This is a genomic window from Mesorhizobium sp. M0410 (genome assembly GCF_040321435.1).
In the GTDB taxonomy this organism is placed as follows: Bacteria; Pseudomonadota; Alphaproteobacteria; order Rhizobiales; family Rhizobiaceae; genus Mesorhizobium.
Map to the genome: position 1 here is coordinate 92,238 of NZ_JAMYRN010000008.1, position 20,003 is coordinate 112,240.

At 61.8% G+C, this 20,003-nt stretch carries 22 protein-coding genes; 9 read left to right on the forward strand and 13 right to left on the reverse strand.

What is annotated here, in order from left to right; all coding sequences use genetic code 11:
* Positions 1 to 67 precede the first annotated feature (67 nt).
* Complete coding sequence (locus NKI63_RS13720) at positions 68 to 679, forward strand: LOG family protein (RefSeq protein ID WP_254820219.1); 612 nt, start codon at positions 68 to 70, stop codon at positions 677 to 679.
* A gap of 132 nt (positions 680 to 811) precedes the next feature.
* On the opposite strand, the gene rarD is transcribed toward NKI63_RS13720, so the two are convergent.
* The 8 genes from rarD to cysS form a co-directional block, all read right to left on the reverse strand.
* Complete coding sequence (rarD, locus tag NKI63_RS13725) at positions 812 to 1,744, reverse strand: EamA family transporter RarD (RefSeq protein WP_352821806.1); 933 nt, start codon at positions 1,742 to 1,744, stop codon at positions 812 to 814.
* An 83-nt stretch (positions 1,745 to 1,827) separates the two neighbouring features.
* The gene (gene cimA, locus NKI63_RS13730) at positions 1,828 to 3,450 is read right to left on the reverse strand and encodes a citramalate synthase (protein ID WP_352821809.1); all 1,623 of its coding nucleotides are present in this window, start codon (positions 3,448 to 3,450) and stop codon (positions 1,828 to 1,830) included.
* Positions 3,447 to 4,403 (reverse strand): prolyl aminopeptidase, encoded by a 957-nt coding sequence (gene pip / locus NKI63_RS13735; RefSeq protein ID WP_352508525.1) that lies wholly within the window; start codon positions 4,401 to 4,403, stop codon positions 3,447 to 3,449. Before pip ends, cimA begins: the two co-directional genes overlap by 4 nt.
* Positions 4,400 to 4,876: a GFA family protein gene (locus NKI63_RS13740; protein WP_352508524.1), complete on the reverse strand. Its 477-nt coding sequence runs from the start codon at positions 4,874 to 4,876 to the stop codon at positions 4,400 to 4,402. The genes pip and NKI63_RS13740 overlap by 4 nt, the downstream gene beginning before the upstream one ends.
* The gene (locus NKI63_RS13745; protein ID WP_352479207.1) at positions 4,873 to 5,364 is read right to left on the reverse strand and encodes a GFA family protein; all 492 of its coding nucleotides are present in this window, start codon (positions 5,362 to 5,364) and stop codon (positions 4,873 to 4,875) included. Before NKI63_RS13745 ends, NKI63_RS13740 begins: the two co-directional genes overlap by 4 nt.
* Before the next feature lie 6 nt (positions 5,365 to 5,370).
* Complete coding sequence (locus NKI63_RS13750; protein WP_352753084.1) at positions 5,371 to 5,757, reverse strand: VOC family protein; 387 nt, start codon at positions 5,755 to 5,757, stop codon at positions 5,371 to 5,373.
* Complete coding sequence (locus NKI63_RS13755) at positions 5,754 to 6,161, reverse strand: endonuclease domain-containing protein (RefSeq protein WP_352508541.1); 408 nt, start codon at positions 6,159 to 6,161, stop codon at positions 5,754 to 5,756. The genes NKI63_RS13750 and NKI63_RS13755 overlap by 4 nt, the downstream gene beginning before the upstream one ends.
* Before the next feature lie 280 nt (positions 6,162 to 6,441).
* On the reverse strand, positions 6,442 to 7,974 hold the full coding sequence (gene cysS / locus NKI63_RS13760; RefSeq protein WP_352508522.1) for a cysteine--tRNA ligase: 1,533 nt from the start codon (positions 7,972 to 7,974) through the stop codon (positions 6,442 to 6,444).
* Positions 7,975 to 8,392: 418 nt separating this feature from the next.
* On the opposite strand from cysS, the gene NKI63_RS13765 reads away from it, so the two are divergent.
* Positions 8,393 to 8,542 (forward strand): hypothetical protein, encoded by a 150-nt coding sequence (locus NKI63_RS13765; protein ID WP_352508520.1) that lies wholly within the window; start codon positions 8,393 to 8,395, stop codon positions 8,540 to 8,542.
* Positions 8,543 to 8,599: 57 nt separating this feature from the next.
* On the opposite strand, the gene NKI63_RS13770 is transcribed toward NKI63_RS13765, so the two are convergent.
* Positions 8,600 to 9,361 carry an SOS response-associated peptidase gene (locus NKI63_RS13770; protein WP_352508540.1) on the reverse strand — a complete coding sequence of 254 codons (762 nt, stop codon included), beginning with the start codon at positions 9,359 to 9,361 and terminating at the stop codon, positions 8,600 to 8,602.
* A 121-nt stretch (positions 9,362 to 9,482) separates the two neighbouring features.
* Between NKI63_RS13770 and NKI63_RS13775 the strand changes: the two genes are divergently transcribed.
* The 4 genes from NKI63_RS13775 to NKI63_RS13790 all read left to right on the forward strand — a co-directional run bounded on the left by NKI63_RS13775 (position 9,483) and on the right by NKI63_RS13790 (position 11,849).
* Positions 9,483 to 9,908, forward strand: coding sequence for an NUDIX hydrolase (locus NKI63_RS13775; protein ID WP_352508519.1), 426 nt, complete (start codon positions 9,483 to 9,485; stop codon positions 9,906 to 9,908).
* Between the two features lie 48 nt (positions 9,909 to 9,956).
* The gene (locus NKI63_RS13780; RefSeq protein ID WP_023677748.1) at positions 9,957 to 10,334 is read left to right on the forward strand and encodes a TIGR02301 family protein; all 378 of its coding nucleotides are present in this window, start codon (positions 9,957 to 9,959) and stop codon (positions 10,332 to 10,334) included.
* Positions 10,335 to 10,707: 373 nt separating this feature from the next.
* A complete protein-coding gene (locus tag NKI63_RS13785; RefSeq protein ID WP_008874920.1) occupies positions 10,708 to 10,965 on the forward strand; it encodes a hypothetical protein in 258 nt (85 codons plus the stop codon).
* A gap of 80 nt (positions 10,966 to 11,045) precedes the next feature.
* The gene (locus NKI63_RS13790) at positions 11,046 to 11,849 is read left to right on the forward strand and encodes a hypothetical protein (RefSeq protein WP_352508518.1); all 804 of its coding nucleotides are present in this window, start codon (positions 11,046 to 11,048) and stop codon (positions 11,847 to 11,849) included.
* A 33-nt stretch (positions 11,850 to 11,882) separates the two neighbouring features.
* Here the strand turns inward: NKI63_RS13790 and NKI63_RS13795 are convergent, their stop codons facing one another.
* A complete protein-coding gene (locus NKI63_RS13795; protein WP_352508517.1) occupies positions 11,883 to 13,214 on the reverse strand; it encodes a dihydroorotase in 1,332 nt (443 codons plus the stop codon).
* Between the two features lie 83 nt (positions 13,215 to 13,297).
* On the opposite strand from NKI63_RS13795, the gene ygfZ reads away from it, so the two are divergent.
* The 3 genes from ygfZ (at position 13,298) to NKI63_RS13810 (ending at position 16,993) form a co-directional block, all read left to right on the forward strand.
* Positions 13,298 to 14,158, forward strand: a complete 861-nt coding sequence (ygfZ, locus tag NKI63_RS13800; RefSeq protein ID WP_352508516.1) for a CAF17-like 4Fe-4S cluster assembly/insertion protein YgfZ — start codon at positions 13,298 to 13,300, stop codon at positions 14,156 to 14,158.
* On the forward strand, positions 14,158 to 14,790 hold the full coding sequence (locus NKI63_RS13805; RefSeq protein WP_352508515.1) for a YfbR-like 5'-deoxynucleotidase: 633 nt from the start codon (positions 14,158 to 14,160) through the stop codon (positions 14,788 to 14,790). Before ygfZ ends, NKI63_RS13805 begins: the two co-directional genes overlap by 1 nt.
* A gap of 64 nt (positions 14,791 to 14,854) precedes the next feature.
* Positions 14,855 to 16,993: a putative bifunctional diguanylate cyclase/phosphodiesterase gene (locus NKI63_RS13810; protein ID WP_352821819.1), complete on the forward strand. Its 2,139-nt coding sequence runs from the start codon at positions 14,855 to 14,857 to the stop codon at positions 16,991 to 16,993.
* 129 nt (positions 16,994 to 17,122) lie between these two features.
* Here NKI63_RS13810 and NKI63_RS13815 read toward each other — a convergent pair whose 3' ends face one another.
* Genes NKI63_RS13815 through NKI63_RS13825 form a run of 3 tightly spaced genes read right to left on the reverse strand, consistent with a single transcriptional unit; the run spans position 17,123 to position 19,983 of the window.
* Complete coding sequence (locus NKI63_RS13815) at positions 17,123 to 17,395, reverse strand: DUF3303 domain-containing protein (protein WP_352508513.1); 273 nt, start codon at positions 17,393 to 17,395, stop codon at positions 17,123 to 17,125.
* Between the two features lie 21 nt (positions 17,396 to 17,416).
* Positions 17,417 to 18,880: a RimK family ATP-grasp domain-containing protein gene (locus tag NKI63_RS13820; RefSeq protein ID WP_352508512.1), complete on the reverse strand. Its 1,464-nt coding sequence runs from the start codon at positions 18,878 to 18,880 to the stop codon at positions 17,417 to 17,419.
* On the reverse strand, positions 18,877 to 19,983 hold the full coding sequence (locus NKI63_RS13825; RefSeq protein ID WP_254820202.1) for a peptidase C39 family protein: 1,107 nt from the start codon (positions 19,981 to 19,983) through the stop codon (positions 18,877 to 18,879). Before NKI63_RS13825 ends, NKI63_RS13820 begins: the two co-directional genes overlap by 4 nt.
* Between the last annotated feature and the right edge of the window lie 20 nt (positions 19,984 to 20,003).

Here is a 20,003-nt window from a genome sequence, read left to right on the forward strand (position 1 = left end):
AAATCCGACAAGAAAAAGCCCGCCCCAGGGCTTGACCATGCCAATAGTCCCTATCACCAATCATAACATGAACACGATTCGATCTGTCTGCGTCTATTGCGGCTCGTCCCCGGGCCGAGATGAAACTTATATCAAGGCCGGACATCTGCTTGGCCGCTCGATCGCCAAGTCCGGCCTGCGTCTGATTTACGGGGGTGGCACTAAAGGGATCATGGGTGCCGTCGCTGAAGGGGCATTAAAGGCCGGCGGCAAGGTAACCGGCATAATTCCACGTTTTCTGATCAACCGGGAGGCGACCGAAACCGCGCTTAACCGGCTCGACGAGCTCGTCATCACCGACAATATGCATGAGCGCAAACATAGGATGTTCGAGAAATCCGACGCCTTTGTGGCGTTGCCCGGCGGCATCGGCACGGTCGAGGAGATCGTCGAGATCATGACTTGGGCGCAACTCGGCCACCACCGCAAGCCGATCGTCTTCGGTAACGTCGGAGGGTTCTGGGATCCGATGCTAGCGCTGCTCGACCACATGGCAACGGAAGGCTTCATCCACACGGCGCAACGGGTAAAGCCGCTGGTGGTCGAGGATCCGGAAGCAATCGTCGCCGCCATCATGGTGGCGGGATCGTCCGTCGACGCTCCGACGGAGGGCGTACAGTCGGTGATTGATAAGATGTAGAGTGAACAGTGAATAGTGAAACACAAGACGTTCCAGACCGCGCCTGTCTATCCACTACTGATTATTCACTATTCACTCCTTTCCCTACTGCCTTCCTTAAATCCGCAATGACCGGCCAACCGCCTTTCTTCGTTACGCGGCTCGAGCTGATGCGGAAACGGTCTTGCGCACCGAAGAAAACATCGACCAGGAGTACATCGCCAGTGCTGCCCAGATCAGCCCGAAGGCTATGGCCTGAACACTGCCGAAGGGTTCGCCGAAAATCAGCACCGCGATCAAAAAGACGATGGTCGGCGCGATATATTGCATGATGCCGATGGTGGAGAGGCGCAGCAGCCTGGCGCCGAACGCAAACAACAGCAGCGGCACGGCGGTGACCGGCCCGCAGCCGATCAGCAAGGCGGTGTCGTTCAACGAGCTGGAGACGAAATGATCCTGTCCTGTGGCGATCAGGAAGATGATGTAGCCGAGCGCCGGCACCGACAGCAGCAGCACTTCAAGCAGGAAGCCCTGGCTCGGGCCGATTGGCAGCGTCTTGCGGAAGAAGGCATAGGCGGCAAAGGAAAAGGCCAGCACCAGCGACACCCAAGGCAGCTTGCCGGCGTCGATGGTCAGTACCGCGACGGCGATTGCCGCGAGCACCACCGCCACGACCTGCAGGCGGTCGAGCCGTTCGCCGAGCAGCAGCGCGCCGACAACGACGCTGACCAGCGGGTTGATGTAGTAGCCAAGCGCGGTCTCGATGGTGCGGTCGACCGCGATCGCCCAGACATAGATGCCCCAGTTGACCGAGATCAGCGCCGCTGTCAGCACGGCCATCGAAATGATGCGCGGCGAACGAACTGCCGCTTTGAAATCGGCAGTCCGGCCTGCCCAGACCAGGACAGCGGCGGCGATTGGCACCGACCAGACGATGCGGTGGGCGATGACTTCGGCCAGCGGCAGATGCGCGACAGCCTTCATGTAGAAGGGCAGCAGCCCCCAAAGGAGGTAGGCGCCAAGCGCCAGCAGAAAACCGCGACGAGCTTTGGTGTCGGCTTCGATTTGCATTGCTTGGGCGGTCATGGCCCAACGCTATGCGCCAGCGGCTTGCCCAAAACCATCGCAAATTTCTGATGGATCAATGGAGTCTCGCTGATGGTTCAACGCTACTCCGCCGCCGCCAATCCCGCCATGTCGCGGTTCTTCATCAGCTTGTAGACGATCGAATCCATCAGCGCCTGGAACGAAGCATCGATGATGTTTTCGGAGACGCCGACCGTCCACCAGCGCGCGCCGGTGCCGTCATGGGATTCGATCAGCACGCGGGTGATCGCCTCGGTGCCGCCATTGAGGATACGCACCTTGAAGTCGGCCAGCTCGAGATCGGCGATCTCGCTCTGGAATTTGCCGAGATCCTTGCGCAGCGCAATGTCGAGCGCGTTGACCGGGCCATGGCCTTCGGCGACCGACATCTTCTCCTCGCCCTCGACCAGCACTTTCACAATCGCCTCCGAGACCGTCTTCAACTGGCCGTTGGCGTCGAAGCGGCGCTCGACCATGCAGCGGAACGAGGTGACGCGGAAGAATTCCGGCAGGCCATGCAGCATCTTGCGCGCCAGAAGCTCGAAGCTGGCGTCGGCGCCTTCGTAAGCGTAACCCTCCGCCTCACGGTCTTTGACCACGGCGATCAGAGCGTCGAGGCGATGGTCATCCCGGGGCACGTCGATGCCGCGCCGCTTCAGCTCGGCGAGGAAATTGGCCTTCCCACCTTGGTCCGACACCATGACGCGGCGGCGGTTGCCGACAGTCTCTGGCGGCACATGCTCGTAGGTCGCCGGCTCCTTGGCCAGCGCCGAGGCATGGATGCCGGCCTTGGTGGCGAAAGCGGAGGCGCCGACATAGGGCGCCTGCGCTTCGGGCGCGCGGTTCAGCAACTCGTCGAAGGCGCGGGACAGACGCGATATACCGGTCAACGCCTCTGCCGAAATGCCTGTAGCAAAGCGGCCCGAAAAGGCCGCCTTCAGCGCCAATGTCGGCACGATCGAGATCAGATTGGCGTTGCCGCAGCGCTCGCCGATGCCATTCAGCGTGCCCTGGATCTGGCGCACGCCGGCCTCCACGGCGGCAAGCGAATTCGCCACCGCCTGGCCGGTGTCGTCATGGGCGTGGATGCCGAGATGGTCGCCCGGTATGCCGGCGGCGATCACCTTTTCGACGGTGGCGCGCACCTCAGAGGGCTGGGTGCCGCCATTGGTGTCGCACAGAACCACCCAGCGCGCGCCGGCTTCATAAGCCGTTCTGGCGCAGGCCAGCGCATAATCGGGGTTGGCCTTAAAGCCATCGAAGAAATGCTCGCAGTCGACCATCGCCTCCTTGCCGGCAGTGAGCGCCGCCTCGACCGAGGTCTTGATCGCCTCGAGGTTCTCCTCATTGGTGCAGCCGAGCGCGACGCGGACGTGGTAGTCCCAGCTCTTGGCGACGAAGCAGATGGCATCAGATTTGGATTGGATCAGCGTCGTGAGGCCGGGGTCGTTCGAAGCCGACACGCCTGCCCGCTTGGTCATGCCGAAAGCAACGAATTTGGCATCGGCCGTGCGGCGCTCGGCAAAGAAGGCGGTGTCGGTTGGATTGGCGCCGGGGTAGCCGCCCTCGACGTAGTCGATGCCGAACGCGTCCAGCAGCTTGGCGATGGCGATCTTGTCCTCGACGGAAAAGTCGATACCCGGCGTCTGCTGACCATCGCGCAGCGTGGTGTCGAACAGATAAAGGCGCTCGCGAGCCATGGTCATTTCCCGGCAAACATGTCCGTTGCGCGGATCAGCCTGTCGAGGATGCCCGGCTCCGAATAGGCGTGGCCGGCGCCTTCGATCAGATGGAAGTCCGCTTTCGGCCACGCCTTGTGCAGCGCCCAGGCATAGCGCGCCGGGCACGGCATGTCGTAGCGGCCGTGAACGATGGTACCCGGGATATCCTTAAGCTTCCATGCATCGCGCAGCAGCTGTCCCTCTTCCAGCCAGCCGGCATGGACGAAATAGTGGTTCTCGATGCGGGCGAAAGCCAGGGCATAATCATCCTGGCCGAAGGGACCGCTGGTTTCCGGTTCCGGCAGCAGCGTGATCGTCTCGCCCTCCCACAGGCTCCAGGCGCAGGCGGCCTCGACCCGCGCCACAGGATCGTTGCCGACCAGCCGTTTGCGGTAGGCGGCCATCATGTCGGCGCGCTCAGCCTCCGGAATGGGTGCCAAAAACCGCTCCCACTTGTCGGGGAACATCTCCGAGACGCCGAACTGGTAGTACCATTCGAGTTCGGCGCGGGTCAGCGTGTAGATGCCGCGCACGACCAGTTCGCTGACCTGCTCGGGGTGGGTCTCGGCATAGGCCAGCGCCAACGTCGAACCCCACGAGCCGCCGAACACCAGCCATTTGTCGAAGCCGCACATTTTTCGCAGGCGCTCGATGTCGGCGACCAGGTGCCAGGTGGTGTTGGCTTCGAGCGACGCATTGGGCGTCGATTTTCCGCAGCCGCGCTGGTCGAACAGAACGAGGTCGTAGAGCTTCGGGTCGAACAGCCGCCGGTGCTTTGGCGAAATGGTGCCGCCCGGCCCGCCATGCAGGAATATAGCCGGCTTGGCCCCCTTGGTGCCGGAGCGCTCCCAATAGACCTGATGGCCATCGCCAACGTCGAGCATGCCGGACTCGAAGGCCTCGATCTCGGGATAGAGGGTACGGAATTCGCTGCTCATAATTTCAGGCCCTGCTGCGGCCAGTTGGCCGTCTCGTGATCGGGATGCTGGAAGGAGATGATGGATTCCTGTCGCGCGTAGAAATCCGGGTCGTCGTGGATCGGTGCGTCGAAGATCGTCTCGACCCAAGGCAGCCTGGCGGCGTAGTTGACCTGGATCTGCGGCGCCAGATCGGAACGGTCGTCGAAGGCGCCGATGGCGATCTCCAGCGCGCCGGGCTGGCGGTAGGTCAGCGGTGTGCCGCAGCGGGCGCAGAAGCCGCGATCGATGTTGACCGACGACTGAAAGTAACTCGGCTCCTCGCGCACCCATTCGACGCCGTCGCTCGGCACTGTCACCAGCGCGCCGAAAAACGACCCGAACTGTTTCTGGCACATGCCGCAATGACAAATGGACGGGCGGCCGAGCGCCCCGTGGATGCGGAAGCGCACGGCGCCGCACTGGCAGCCACCGGTACGAACGGTTTCGGTCATGATTTTTCCTCCGGCGGCCATTGTTCGGTGTCGTGGTCGGGATGTTGGTAGGAGACGAGGTCGGCGAGATAGGAGGCAGACGAGACGTCGGCCATCGTTTCCTCACCGGGCAATTCGTGAACATGATCCACATAGGGGAGCTTGGCTTCGACACCCCATTGGATCGTCGGCGCAATCTCCTCGGGGTGGTCGAATGCGGCGATGGCGAGCGCCACGCCATCGGGCGCTTCGAAGGTCAGCGGCGTGCCGCATTCGGCGCAGAAACCGCGCAAAGCCGCGTTGGACGAGCGGAAGCGTTTGGGCTCACCGCGCGTCCAGTCCAGCCTAGCGCCGCGCACCGAGACCAGCGGCAGGTAGAAATTGCCGCTCGCCTTCTGGCACATGCGGCAATGGCAGACGGAAGCATCGCCGAGCGTGCCTTCGACGCGGAAGCGCACGGCGCCGCACTGGCAGCCGCCTGTATACACCGGTCTGTTGTCGAGGCTCATCGCGCACTACTCCGGAGCATGGCAGACCGCCTCGACATTGTTGCCGTCGGGGTCGAGGACGAAGGCGCCATAATAGTTCGGATGGTAGTGCGGGCGCAGGCCAGGCCCGCCATTGTCTTTGCCGCCGGCGGCGATTGCCGCGGCGTGAAAGGCATCGACCTCGGCGCGGCTGCGCGCGGTGAAAGCGACATGCTGATGATGCTTCGACTTGTCCTTGCCGGCGTGCAGCCAAAACACCGGCCGGTCGCGGCCGTAGCCGCCGACCTTGGCGCCGCCGGTATATTCCTGCGGCACCATGTACAGCAGCGAGGCGCCGAGCGGCGCCATCGCCCTGTCGCAAAAAGCCTTCGACGCGTCGAAATCCGAAACGGTGATGCCGAGATGATCGATCATGGAACTACCTCCGTTGCTGGCTGGCCTGCCAACACGTCGGCGCCAGTCAGGCCGGCCACGATCACGATGTGCTGGCAGACATTGTCAATATCGCGAACGACGTCGTCGTTCCAAAAGCGCAGGATGGTCCAGCCGCTGGCATTCAAGTACGCGCTTCGTGCCTCGTCACGCTGGACGCTTTCGGGATCCGCGTGCTGGCTGCCGTCAACCTCAATGATCAAGCTGTGTGTCGAGCAAGCAAAGTCGATGATGTAAGGTCCGATCGGCACCTGCCGGCGAAAGCTCATCCCCATCAGCCGATGGGCGCGCAATTCGTTCCAAAGCTTCAACTCGGCATCGGTCATGCCACGGCGCAGAGATTTTGCATTCTTTCGCTGACGCGATGGAACGAGGTCGTGACCCATCAAGCACCCTCGCCTTCGCGATTGGCGAAATCATCGACGACAGCCAATCTCCCCCCTTGCGGGGGAGATGTCCGGCAGGACAGAGGGGGGTACTGTCCCTCCGGCCTGTCAACCGATGGCAGCCACGCCCTCAAGCAGGTTCCGGGGTGCGAATGGGTTACGTCGAAAGTCGGCGATCCTTCCCACCCCCCTCTGTCCTGCCGGACATCTCCCCCGCAAGGGGGGAGATCGGCCATCACAAAAGCCTTCGCCAGCCTTGCACACATTTCGACCTCCACCCTCACCGCTTTACCTCCCAGGTGGTGATGCGGGCGCCGGTGACCGGGTCCTTTCCGTCCTTCAATTGCACGCCTTGCGCCAGAAGCTCGTCGCGGATGCGGTCGGCCTCGGCCCAGTTCTTTTCGCGAATAAGACCGAGTCTTTCGTCTATACGCGCTCTGATACGATCCTTGGTGGGACCAACAGAGCCGTATGAGTCGAGGGTGTCGTCCTCCTCCTGAATGCTTGCGTGGGCGACGGCCTTGGTCTCAGTCACAGCTGGGACGCCACGTAAGAATTCATCTGGGGTGTGCTGCATAAGACCCAGAAGTTTTAGACCAGCCAAGACTCGGCCCGCATCATCCCCAGCTCCGTACGCAGATGAAGAAGCGGTGCGGAACGCATCGTATGTCTGCAAATCGTCGAGCAGATGCTCCAATATTCGAGGTTCCGGTGTGATTGGGTTCACGGGCCAGATTTCATCAAATCGACGGTAGAGTTTCGTAAGCAGCCTTTCCGCCTCTTCCAGCTTGCGCACGGAAAAGTCGATCGGCTCGCGATAATGCGTCATCAGCATCGCCAGCCTGAGCACCTCGCCCGGCCATTTGCGGCCGCCAAAGGTATCCGTCTCCAGCAATTCGGTGATCGAATAGAAATTGCCCAGGCTCTTGGACATCTTCTGCCCTTCGACCTGCAGGAAACCGTTGTGCATCCAAACCTTGGCCATCGTTTCGGTGCCGTGGGCGCAACGCGATTGCGCGATCTCGTTCTCGTGGTGCGGAAAGATCAGGTCGAGACCACCGCCATGGATGTCGAACACCTCGCCGAGATAGGCGGCCGACATCGCCGAGCACTCGATGTGCCAGCCCGGCCGACCCCTGCCCCACGGGCTGTCCCAGCCCGGCTCCTCGGGCGAAGACAATTTCCACAGCACGAAATCCTGCGGGTTCTTCTTATGCGCATCGACGGCGACGCGGGCGCCGGCCTGCTGCTCATCGAGATTGCGCTTCGACAACTGCCCATAATCCGGCATGGAAGCGGTGTCGAACAAGACTTCTCCAGCCGCGACATAGGCATGGCCGCCTTCGATCAAGCGTTGAATCAAGAAGATCATGTCGACTTTGCCGTCGGGCCTGGGCTCGACGAACTCGGTGGCGCGCGGCTCGACCGTCGGTTCCAGGCAACCGAGCGCCGCAACGTCCTTGTGGAACTGACCGGCGGTCTTTTCGGTGACCCGCCTGATCGCTTCGTTCAGCGACAGCTTGCCCGATGCAATCTCGCCGCCGAAATCGCGCAGCGCGCGAGCGTTGATCTTGTCGTCGACGTCCGTAATGTTGCGGACATAAGTGACGTGCGCTTGCCCGTAGAGATGCCGTAGCAAACGGAACAGCACGTCGAAGACGATCACCGGCCGCGCATTGCCGATATGGGCGAAGTCATAGACCGTCGGGCCGCAGACATACATGCGCACGTTGCGCGGATCGATCGGGAAGAAATCCTCCTTGCTCCGCGTTAGCGTGTTGTAGAGGCGCAGGCTCTTCGATGCGTCAGACATACGTGCGTTCCCGGTGCGTTACTTTGGTTGAGCATGATCTTTGGGATCGTGCTCTGGATGAAGCCAGTTACGCCGAGGCGCAAATCGGGCTCCAGCCTGCTGGCCGGGGCGTTTGTCCAATCTTGGAGGAGATGAGGCGAAAACGTCCAGGACCAGCGCGAGGCTAGCCGATAATGCAAATGCCACAAATGGCGAAAGGCGTTTTCATGGCCGGCTTTATCGCCTTGCCCGGTGTTGCCGTCAAGTCGCTACCTTCGCCAAAAATATCGTTGGATCACAGGAAATGCGGCACTGAAACATTTTATTAAACATGTCGGCACTGTCATGAAACATTCGCCGGCTAGATCAGCAAGCGTCACGATTTGGTCGGATTCGGCCAGCAAACGCAGACACGAAGACGTTACTAGGGAAGAGAAGAATGCCCAAGCAGGAACCCAGCCGTGCCAAGCAACCGGCGCTCGACAGCTATTACCGAGCGATCGGCCCGGCAGCAATCGTCGCCGCTCTTCTGCACACCGCGAAGAAGAAGAAGCCGGCACAGAAGATCGTCTCGCCGCGCGCTGCCTGAGAATGCGGTCGGGTGAAGATTGAGGCGCTCACGGCGAGCCAGTAACAGTAGCTTTTGCTAAAATAAACTCATCTGATTGTCGTTCGCGCCGGACTTCTGGCGCTTGACCTTCTCGGGCTCAGGCTCGATGACGCCCTTCTCCTGAATCTCCGACCCGGTATCGGCGACCTTATTGACGAGGTCGGAAACCGGGATCGCTTCGAAGAAATCGGGCTGGGCGGGTCTCAGCAGATCGGCCACGTCGCGCGGCTCGAGCGTGCGGCAATCCAGCCAGCGTGCGAAATCCTCGGGATGGATCACTACCGGCATGCGGTCGTGGATATGGGCAGTATCGGCATTGGCGTGGGCGGTCAGAATGGCGCCGGTGTCCACTTCCGAGCCGCCCGGCTCGGCATAGGTCTCAATCAGCCCGGCGAAGGCGACAAGCCCGCCCTGTCTTGGCCGCACCCAATAGGGCTGCCCTCTTCTGCCACCGGTTTGGTGCCATTCGTAGAATCCCGAAGCCGGCACCAGGGCGCGGCGATGGCGCATGGCAGCGCGAAACGACGCCTTTTCCGAAGCCCCCTCGGAACGCGCGTTGAACAGCAGCGGGAAATTACGCGTATCCTTCACCCAAGCAGGAATCAGGCCCCAGCGCACCAGAATCGAGCGGCGGTCGGGCAGGTTCGAGCCCGGCGCCTGCGTCAATCCGGCGAGCGCCATCAGCACCGGCTGCGTCGGCGCGATATTGTAGCGGGCCGGAAACTCCTCAGGTTCCGCCAGGCCGAGAAAGGCAGCGGTCTGGTCCGGAGTGGCTGTCAAAGCAAAGCGTCCGCACATGAATTCAGCTTTCGATTGGTGGCGTATGAAAGTGGCCATGGAACCTGCCTTTCGCAACCGCTAAAGCTGTTCGCCGACGGTCGGTCCACAACGGGCTGTGCCAATCGAGCGATCCGGAGCCATGGAAGCACGCAAGATCATTCCGGCAGTCTCGGCCTGCGTCGTGCGCGAGAACACGGTGCTGCTGGTCAAGCGGGCCAGGCCGCCCTCGCAAGGCCTCTATGCCTTTCCCGGCGGCAAGGTCGAAGCCGGCGAGACGCTGGAACAGGCAGCACGGCGCGAATTGCTGGAAGAGACCGGATTGCAGGCGTGCAGCTACCGGCCGCTGCGGGAAATCCACATTGACGGCAGCGGGGACGGACATCCGGTCGACTACTGGCTGACGGTGTTTGGGGCCGATTATGCCGGCGGCGAGGCGGTTGCCAGCGACGACGCCGAAACCGCGGCTTTCTATACGCTGGCCGAAATGATGGCGATGCCGCTCGCCGATGCAGTGTTTGAAATTGCCGACGATCTACTCGGTCCCAAAAAAGACGGCGAGACGTGAGCCAGAGAATCGCCTTGCAGGCGACAAATTGTTCCAGCACAAAGCCTCATGAGCCGCACGTCTTCGTTTCTCGCCGCATGCCTCGCCGTCAGTGTGGTTGTCGGTGCGCGCCCGGCGATTGCCGCCGAAGCACCGTTCGAGCCCGGGCTGATGCGGCTGGCGGAAGTGCTCGGCTCGCTGCATTTCCTGCGTAATCTGTGTGGCGAGAAGGGCGATCGGTGGCGAGCCGAGATGGAAAAACTGATCGCATCGGAAAATCCGAACCCGGAGCGGCGCGCCCGCTTCATCGCCAGCTTCAACCGCGGCTACCGGTCGTTCGGCGGCACTTATACGCAATGCACCGCCTCGGCGACGGAAGCCATCAGCCGCTACATGAAGGAAGGCGAGACGCTGTCTCGCGACATCGCTTCGCGCTACGGAAACTGACGACGGCAGCCGCTTTCCGGAAAAGCTGCATCAAGGGTCGGCGCCGTCGCGGCGGACGCGTTCGACACTTCCCCGCTTGCCTCGACTGAGGTCTTGGTGCAAACCTAATGTTGCACTTTTGCAACTATGTTAACGAAACGTTAGCGCGCAGATGTGAAATTAACTCAAACTGAAGGTTTCCGTCCCCTTGGCCGACCTAATCGGCTAAGTTTGAAACGGATCGGATGCAGGTTTGCTAGACGCGACGGAATTTGTAGACAGCGACCAAAAAAATGTCGCATTTACAGATACTTACTTGCGCCTGCGTGTAAAAGGGACAACTCAAGCTTGATCCCTGTCCAACGGATCACCGCTTGAAAGGGTGGACATCGCAATGGAACATGGCGTCAACGACATCGACGCGCTGGTCAGGGAAGAAAAGCGCCTGACTGCCGTGGAAAGCCACAGCGAAGCCTGGGCAGAAGGATTGTCGGCGGGGATCGAGCCGGAAATCATCGCCGAGGCAGCCCTCGAAACGGCATTCGGCGAAATGCTGCGCGCCAATGGCGAGACCTCGGCGCTTGCCCTGCTCGATCGCATGCGTGAAAAGGTGATTGCCGGGGCCTTCGAGCCCGAAAGACTGCGGCACTGATCTCGGTTCTTTGACGACGGCGCGCCGCCGGACGTCATGTCCGGGCACATGGATGGGCTGGAACCAGGGAGTAGCAGGCGGTGAATTTTTCGATATCAGGCAAGCCACGCGGCCTGGTCCTCGGCATTTGGCTTACTGCTTCCTGCGCCACAATTCCCCTTGCACTGTTTCTTGCGAGCAGTCCCGCTCACGCCCTCAGCGAGATCAAACGCGAAGACCTGCCCTCGCCGGTCACGCCGCCGCCGGACGGCGACATGTCGCCGTCTGGAAGTACCGTGCCGATGCCCGGCCCGCTCGGCACGGTACCACCTCCAGCCCGCCAGCCGACTCCATCCGAGGAGCCAGAGCAAACCGAACCGAAAGGGCCAACGGACGATGGCGGGATGGCCAATCCGCATGTCGATCCGGACGCGCCTGTGCCCGAAGTCGTCTACGACCTGGCCAAGTTGCCGGAACCGGTCAGGCGCATGCACGATCTGATCGTCGAGGCGTGCAAAAGCGGCGACATCGAAAAGCTTCGGCCGCTGATCGGCACGGGAGACATGATGACCCAATTGTCGCTGGGTGACATCGAGGGCGACCCGATCGCCTTCCTGAAGGGCCTTTCGGGCGATACGGAAGGCCAGGAGATCCTCGCCATCCTGGAAGAGGTGCTCAGTGCCGGTTTTGTCCATGTCGATGCCGGCACGCCGCAGGATCTCTATGTCTGGCCCTATTTCTTCGCCCTGCCGCTGGACAAGCTCGATGCCAGGCAGCGGGTCGAGCTGTTCAAGATCGTCACCGCCAGCGACTATGACGATATGAAGCAGTTCGGTGCGTACATCTTCTACCGAGTCGGCATCACGCCGACCGGACAATGGACGTTCTTCGTTGCTGGGGATTGAGTGGTTTAGCCTGGCCCTTATGAGGCAGGGAGCTTAGCCCGCCAACGCCTCGCAAAACTCCACCGCCCTGCCCTGGCTCGGCGCGACGATCTCGCCTTCCCACATCACGCGCCGGCCCCGAACGATGGTGCCGACCGGCCAGCCGGTCACCTGCCTGCCGTCATAAGGCGTCCAGCCGGCCTTGGAGCCTTGCTGGGCGTTGGCGATGGTCTCTCGGCGCTTCAGATCGACGATGGTCAGATCGGCATCGTAGCCGGCGGCAATACGGCCTTTCCTGGCGATGCCGAAAATACGCTGCGGGCCGTGGCTGGTCAGGTCGACAAAGCGCTGCAGCGTCAGCCGGCCGGCGTTGACATGGTCCAGCATGATCGGCACCAAAGTCTGCACCCCGGTCATGCCGGACGGCGACGCCGGATAAGCTTTTGCCTTCTCGGCCAGCGTGTGCGGCGCATGGTCTGAGCCGAGGACATCGACAACGCCTTGCGCAATGCCCTGCCAGATCCCCTCGCGATGACGCGTGGCGCGCACCGGCGGGTTCATCTGGATCAACGTACCGAGCTGCGCATAGTCATCGGCGCTCAGCGTCAAATGATGCGGCGTCGCCTCGCAGGTCGCGACATCCTTGTGCTGTTCGAGGAAGCCTATCTCCTCGGCGGTCGAGATGTGCAGCACGTGGATCCGGGCGCGAACCTGGCGCGCGATGCGCACAAGGCGCTCTGTGCAGCGCAATGCAGCGATCTCGTCGCGCCACACCGGATGTGAGGACGGATCGCCCGCGATGCGCTCGCCAAGCCGCTCGCGCAGCCGGAACTCGTCCTCGGAATGAAAGGCGGCGCGGCGGCGTGTGTTCCTCAGGATCGAGGCAACGCCTTCGTCGTCCTCGACCAGCAGGTCGCCGGTGGACGAGCCCATGAACACTTTTATGCCGGCCGCACCCGGCAGCCGCTCGAGATTGCCAACGTCTTTTGCATTGTCGCGGGTCCCGCCGACCCAGAAGGCAAAGTCGCAATGCATGCGGCCGGTGGCACGCCGCACCTTGTCGACAAGGGTTGCCTCGCTGGTGGTCAGCGGATTGGTGTTCGGCATCTCGAAGACGGCGGTGACGCCGCCAAGCACCGCTGCCCGGGAGCCCGTCTCCAAATCTTCCTTGTGCTCCAGTCCCGGCTCGCGGAAATGCACCTGACTGTCGACGACGCCCGGCAGGATATGCAGCCCGTGGCAGTCGATCGTCTCGCCCGCCGATGCCTGGCGGAGGTCGCCGATGGCAGCGATGCGCCCACCATTGATACCGACGTCGCGAAAACCCTCGCCGTCGTGATTGACCACGGTGCCGCCTGTCAGGATGAGATCGTAGAGGGGGGCCATGCGGATCCGGTCTCTTGCGGGGGAAGTGCCAGCGGCTTACGTAATGACCGATAGTTTTGCAAGATCAGGCTCGTTTTCCCACCATGCCCTTTGCCTCGCTCAGAGATCGCGCACTCGTTTCCGTGTCCGGACCGGATGCCGAACACTTTTTGCAGAACATCCTGACCACCGACCTAGACGCGCTAGGCCGCGGCGAAGCAAAGCCCGGCGCCTTACTGACGCCGCAAGGCAAGATCCTTTTCGACTTCCTGATCTCGCGCGCTGGCGAAAATATTTTCCTGCTCGAATGCCGTGCTGAGACCACCGATGACTTCATGCGACGGCTGACGCTCTACAAGTTGCGCGCCAAAGTCGAAATTGCCAAGGCAGATCAGTCGGTTGTGACCGTCGTATGGGAAAGCGATTCAACTGCCTCGCAATTTGAATCCGCACCGGTTGCCGATGCGCGGTTTGTCGATGCTATCGTCACGCGCTTCTATGGTGGCGCCGCAGACAGCGGCGACCTTGCCGCATGGCAAGCCTTTCGCATCGCCAATGGCATTGCCGAAAGCGGCAGCGACTATCAGCTCGGCGACGCGTTTCCGCATGATGTGCTGCTCGACGAGATCGGTGGCGTCGGCTTCAAGAAAGGCTGCTACGTCGGCCAGGAGGTCGTCTCGCGCATGCAGCATCGCGGCACTGCCAGGCGCCGAGTGTTGATCGTCTCGGCCGAACGCCCCCTGCCCACTTCGCGCGCAGAGTTGGCCGTGGCGGGGCGACCAGTCGGCACGCTTGGCTCTACCGCCGGCACGACAGGCCTTGCCATTGCCCGCATCGACCGGGTCAAGGCAGCGCTCGACGCCGGCCTGCCGATCCTGGCTGACGACGTCGCTGTGTCGCTCGCCATCCCGTCCTGGGCGAAATTCAGCTTTCCGCAGGAAGCCGTCGGCGCGGAGGACGCCTGATGGCGGCCGACCGCGCCGGGGCGCCGCCGCGTGCCTGGCAACGTATGCTGTCCGGCCGCCGGCTCGACCTGCTCGATCCCTCGCCGCTCGACATCGAGATCTCCGATATTGCCCATGGCCTTGCCCGCGTCGCACGCTGGAATGGCCAGACCAGAGGCGATCACGCCTTTTCGGTCGCCCAGCATTCGCTGCTGGTCGAAACGCTTGTCGGCGAACTGATGCCGGATGCCGACGCTGACGCGCGGTTGGCGGCGCTGCTGCATGACGCGCCGGAATACGTCATTGGCGATATGATCTCGCCGTTCAAATCCGTGATGGGCGGCAGCTACAGGGATTGCGAGACCAGGCTGCAGCGCGCCATCCATCTGCGCTTTTCACTGCCGGCCGAACTCGACGCGGGGCTGCGCAAGGAAATTAAGCGAGCGGATCAGATCGCCGCTTATTTCGAAGCAACGCTGCTTGCGGGTTTTTCGACGGCAGAGGCGACCGAGTTCTTCGGCAGGCCGCGCGGTTTCAACGCCGAGCACTTCGATGTCACGCCGCGCTCGGTGACCTGGGCGCAGAATGCCTTTCTCAAACGGTTTGCGGCGATCGAAAAGTCGCGACGCCAGACTGCCGTTCCAGCCGGCTGAAAACGGTAAATTAACCGGCAGGGACAACAGTGCCGTGGTTAACCATGGTCCATAGGCTTGCCTCATGCCCGTTGCCGGTATCAAGGCTGGTTCATCCGTCCGCCGACGGAGGGCCAAAGGCGTTGGTCTGCCGCGACGGATCGAAGACGAGCTACGCGAACAGAACGAGCGTTTTTCGGCAGCGATCGAGAACATGTCGCATGGCCTGTGCATGTTCGATGCCGATGAGCGGATGATCATCTGCAACAGGAACTACATCAGCATCTTTCGCCTCGACGCCGAAGTGGTGCGGCCCGGCATCCGGTTTTTCGACATCCTCCAGCACAGCGTGGATATCGGCATCGCCTCGCAAAGCGCCGAGCAACTCTATGCCATCCGCAAGCCCTATATCGACCAGGCAAAACCTTCCACCTATGAGGAAACGCTTGCAGACGGGCGCATCGTCAACATTTCGCACCGGCCGCTGGCGTCAGGTGGCTGGGTCTCGATCTACGAGGACATCACCGAGCAACGGCGCGCCGAGCAGGAGTTGAAAGAGCAGCACCGCCGTTTCGACGCAGCACTTGCCAACATGTCGCAAGGCCTTTTGATGTACGATGCGGACGGCAAGCTGATCGTGCGCAACGAACGTTTCCTGGAACTTTATCATGTCAGGCCCGCCGACTTCCCGCTTGGCATGAGCCACCGTGATGCGTTCAAGCGGCTGCTGGAACTGGGCATTTATACAAAGCTCGACCCCGACAGCGAAATCTCGCAAATCGAAGCCTGCCTGCGGGCGGGGAAAACACACGTAACGCATCGTCATCTCGCCGACGGCAGGACGCTGCTGGTTGCGCGCCGGCCGATGAGCGGCGGCGGCTGGGTCGCGACGTTCGACGATGTCACCGAGCGCAGGCGTGTGGAAGAGCGCATGACCCATCTTGCGCACCACGACACATTGACCAACCTGCCCAATCGCTCGATGCTTCGCGAACGGCTCGACCAAGCCCTGAGCGAGACGAGAGACGGATCGCTGGCGATATTCTCGCTCGACCTCGATCACTTCAAGGCAGTCAATGATACTTGGGGTCACCCCGCCGGCGACTGGCTGCTGAAATGCGTGGCCGAACGGCTGCAACGGTGCCTGCGCAATGAAACGGACGTTGTCTCCCGCTTCGGCGGCGACGAATTCGTCATCATCCTGTTCAATCTCAAAAGCCCGGGCGACGCGGAAAAGCTGGCCAAACGCATAGTCGAGATCATCGGAAAGCCGTTTCGCGACAAGAGACACGACATGCGTGTCGGCATCAGTCTCGGCATCGCGCTGTTTCCGAATGACGGCAAGGACGCCGAGACTTTGCTGAAAAATGCCGATATGGCGCTCTATCGGGCAAAGAGCGAAGGGCGCAACCTCTACCGCTTCTTCGAACCGGCCATGGACGCGAGGGTGCGGGCCCGCCGGGCGCTCGAAATCGATCTCAGGGCAGCGCTGTCGCGCCGCGAATTCGAGCTGGATTTCCAGCCGATCATGAACATCGCCTCCGGCGAAATCGTCGGTGCCGAAGCCTTGATGCGCTGGCGATCGCCGGTGCGCGGCCTGGTGCGGCCGGACGACTTCATTCCGGCCGCCGAGGAGACCGGGCTGATCGTGCCGCTCGGAGAATGGGCGCTGCGAAAAGCCTGCACGACCGCGGCCGGCTGGGCGGCTTGGCGCATCGCAGTCAATGTCTCCGCCGTGCAGATCAAAAGCGGTACCTTTGCCCGCAGCGTCATTTCGGCACTGGCGTTCTCGGGCGTGCCGGCCAACCGACTTGAACTGGAAATCACCGAAACGGTGCTGATGGACGAGAGCGATCTGGTGCTCAAGACACTCAGGCAGCTACGCGATCTGGGCGTCCGCATCGCGCTGGACGATTTCGGCACCGGCTATTCCTCGCTGGGCTACCTCAGGCGCTTTCCCGTCGACAAGATCAAGATCGATCGCTCGTTCACCCGTGACATCGACAGTCGCGATACCGCGGCGATCGTGCGCACCATCATCGGGCTTGGCGCACAGCTGGGCATCACCGTCACCGCCGAAGGTGTCGAGACCGAAGCGCAGCTTGAATTCCTGCAAAAAGAGGGTTGTGTCGAGGCCCAAGGCTATTTGATCGGCGTGCCGTCAAAGGCGTCGGACATCAATCGGCTGCTGAAGTCGAGCGCGGCGATCCGGCAGTCCGGCTAAGTGCGACAGTCTCGCGGAAGCGCGGGCAACCGGCTTAGATCTGCTTGAGATGACGCTCGATTCGCGTGTTAATTCCTTGATAGAGAAGGCGGAATTCAGGTGTGGCGAACCAGGAGGTTCCTTGCCGGGTCAGAGGTGCCCGTTCAATGCCTCAACCATATCCTTGTTCGTCGCCACAGGAACAATCTCGAATTCGACCAGATCCGCCCATTCGATGACCCACCGCTGCAGGAGCGTGATGTCATCGGCCTCCACCAGCAGGAAGCAGCGGCTCATATCCGCTGCGATCCAGCTGTGGTGCACGAGAAGCGCGTCCGGCTTCAGGCGGCCCTGGTCGCGGAAACGGCGGTAGATCTCCTTGCGGTCGCAGCCGCGAAAATCCTCGATCACGAAGAACAGCATCTTTTCCCCCACAATCGTATATCATCGCCCCGGCCTGTCCAGCCGCTCCAGGAACCACTGCGTCAGCCGCACCCAGACCTCGTCCTTTTCGCCAGAGTCTTCCCAGCCGTGGTCGAGGTTGGGGTTGTCGTTGACCTCGATGACGAAGACGCCGTCCCTAGTTTCCTTGAGGTCGACGCCGTAGAGGCCGTCGCCGATGCAACGCGCCGCACTCACCGCCGTCTCGACGACATGGGCCGGCGCTTCCTTCAGGGTGAAGGTCTTGATGCCGCCCTGGTCGGGCTTGCCGTTGGCCTTGTGATTGACGATCTGCCAATGTTTCTTGGCCATCAGATAATGGACAGCAAACAAGGGCTGGCCGCCGAGGACGCCGACGCGCCAGTCATATTCCGTCGGAATGAATTTTTGCGCGATCAGGAGGTCGGAATCCTCCAGCCATTCGGTTGCGAGCGTCTTCAGCTCGTCGAAGGTGCCGCATTTCTTGACGCCGCGCGAAAACGAGGAGTCCGGGATCTTCAGCACCAGCGGGAAGCCCAGCGTCTGCGCCGCAAGTTCCAGGTCCGAGGTGCCGGCTATCATCACCGTTGGCGGCACCGGTACCTTGTTGTAGGTCATCAGCTCGTTGAGATAGACCTTGTTGGTGCAGCGGATCATCGACAGCGGATCGTCGATGACCGGCATGCCTTCCTGCTGGGCGCGGCGGGCAAAGCGGTAGGTGTGGTTGGAGATCGAGGTGGTCTCGCGGATGAACAGCGCGTCGTAGTTGGCGAGCTTGGCCAGATCCCGCTTGGTGATCGGCTCGATTTCGACGCCCATCTTTTCAGCGATCTTGGCCCAGTGGCGCAGCGACGAAATCTCCGACGGTGGCAGTTCCTCATGCGGATCGACCAGAGTGGCGAAAGTGTAGCGCGCCGGCGTGCGGCCCTTGGTGTCGCGCCACTCGCGGTTGGTGTAGGTCTCCAGGCACTGGAGAAAGTGCGTTTCCTCGTCCTCGGTCATCCTGGCCAGGGGATGGAACCCGATCTTGCGGATCGAGGCCCATTCGGCGCTGTCCCTGATGTGGACCTCGAGCGCCGGGGCACGGAACCAGTCGAACAGAAGTTTTGCGAAGCGGTCCCAGATCCTGGATGGTCCGATGCCGAAGAAGATGCAGACCTTCTGGGGAAAAGCGCCACCCAGATCCTTGCGGCACTTGTTGAGTGCGAGTTCGAGTTCCGGCAACGCGTGCTCATAGAGCTTGCGCTCCGACAGGTCGATCATCGTTTCGACCGTCGGGATGACCTTATGGCCGCGCGAACCAGCAAGCAGCGACGCGTAATAGCCGCGGCTCTGGTAGCCGTAATTGTTCGACAGGTTGATGACCTTCGGCCGCTGACCGCGAAACAGTGCCGGATGGGCAAGGTAGTCGCGATTGGTGATGATCTTGTGCGGCGTCGCCACTTGGTCGAGATCGTTCTGCCGGCCGGTAAGGATGACCCAGGTCATTGGCTATCGCGCTTTCCGAGAGTGATAGCGGCGCGCAATCCGTCGCGGCCGAATTGCGCCATGTTCATGAAGATGCCGTAAGGCACGGGAATGTTGGCAGCATCGAGGATCGTCTCCTGCCGCTCGTCCTCGACCCAGGGGTCGTGGATCAGGATATGATCGCCGTCGTCACCGATGGCCAATACCCAGTGCGGAACCTTCTTGCCGAACATCAGGAAGCCGCTGATCAGGACCAGCACCAGTTTTCCCTCTGCGATCGCGGTGCGAATGTCGTCAAGCCCGAATGAACGGTAATTCACCGGGATGCTGTAAAGTTCCGCGCGGCGGCGAAAGTCGACCTGCGCCAGCTCCATGACGCGGCGCTTGTCCTCGCTGCGCACCGACTGCAGGAACAGCGCGCCGTAGAAGGAGACATAGATCTCAGCAGCAAGCCCGCTCTCATAGCCGGCGACGGCAAGCCCGAACGGTTCGCAGCCGCCCGGCCCCGACATCATGAAAACGGTCGTCGCCTCACGCCACAGCCTGATTTCCATCACCGGATCCGGCACGAATCCGGGGCCGAAGTAAGCCATCGCCATCATCAGGCAGCATGGTCCGCAAGTGAATTCGCAAGTTTGCTGATAAAACGGCACTTCGGTGGCCACCGGAATGTCGCCGCGCAAGGTCTTTTCATAGCGCAGCGCCGTGGCGCCATCCTCGTAATAGTCCGGCTCGCGGCCGATCTTGCGGTAGCCGCTCTGCTCGTAGATCTGGATCGCGCGCGGGTTGTCCTCGCGGACTTCCAAACGAAGCATCATGCGGCCGTGCTCGAAAGCGGCGGCCTCGGCCTCTTCCAGCAGCAGCCGGCCAACGCCACGGCCGCCGAAAAATGGACCAACGGCGATCGAATAAAGCCTCGCGACGCCGCTGCCCTTGCGAAACAGCACGACTGCATAGCCGGCGACGCGGCCATCGCTTTCGCCAACCAGCAGCTCGGCGGTGTCGCGTTCGATCAGTTGGCGAAAGGAGCGGCGAGAAATGCGATCGCTCGAGAAAACGGCTTTTTCGATGGCGGCGAGGTCATCGACGTCGGACGCGCGGGCCTTGCGAATCTCGGCAGGCATGCGGGCTCAGAAAACCTCGA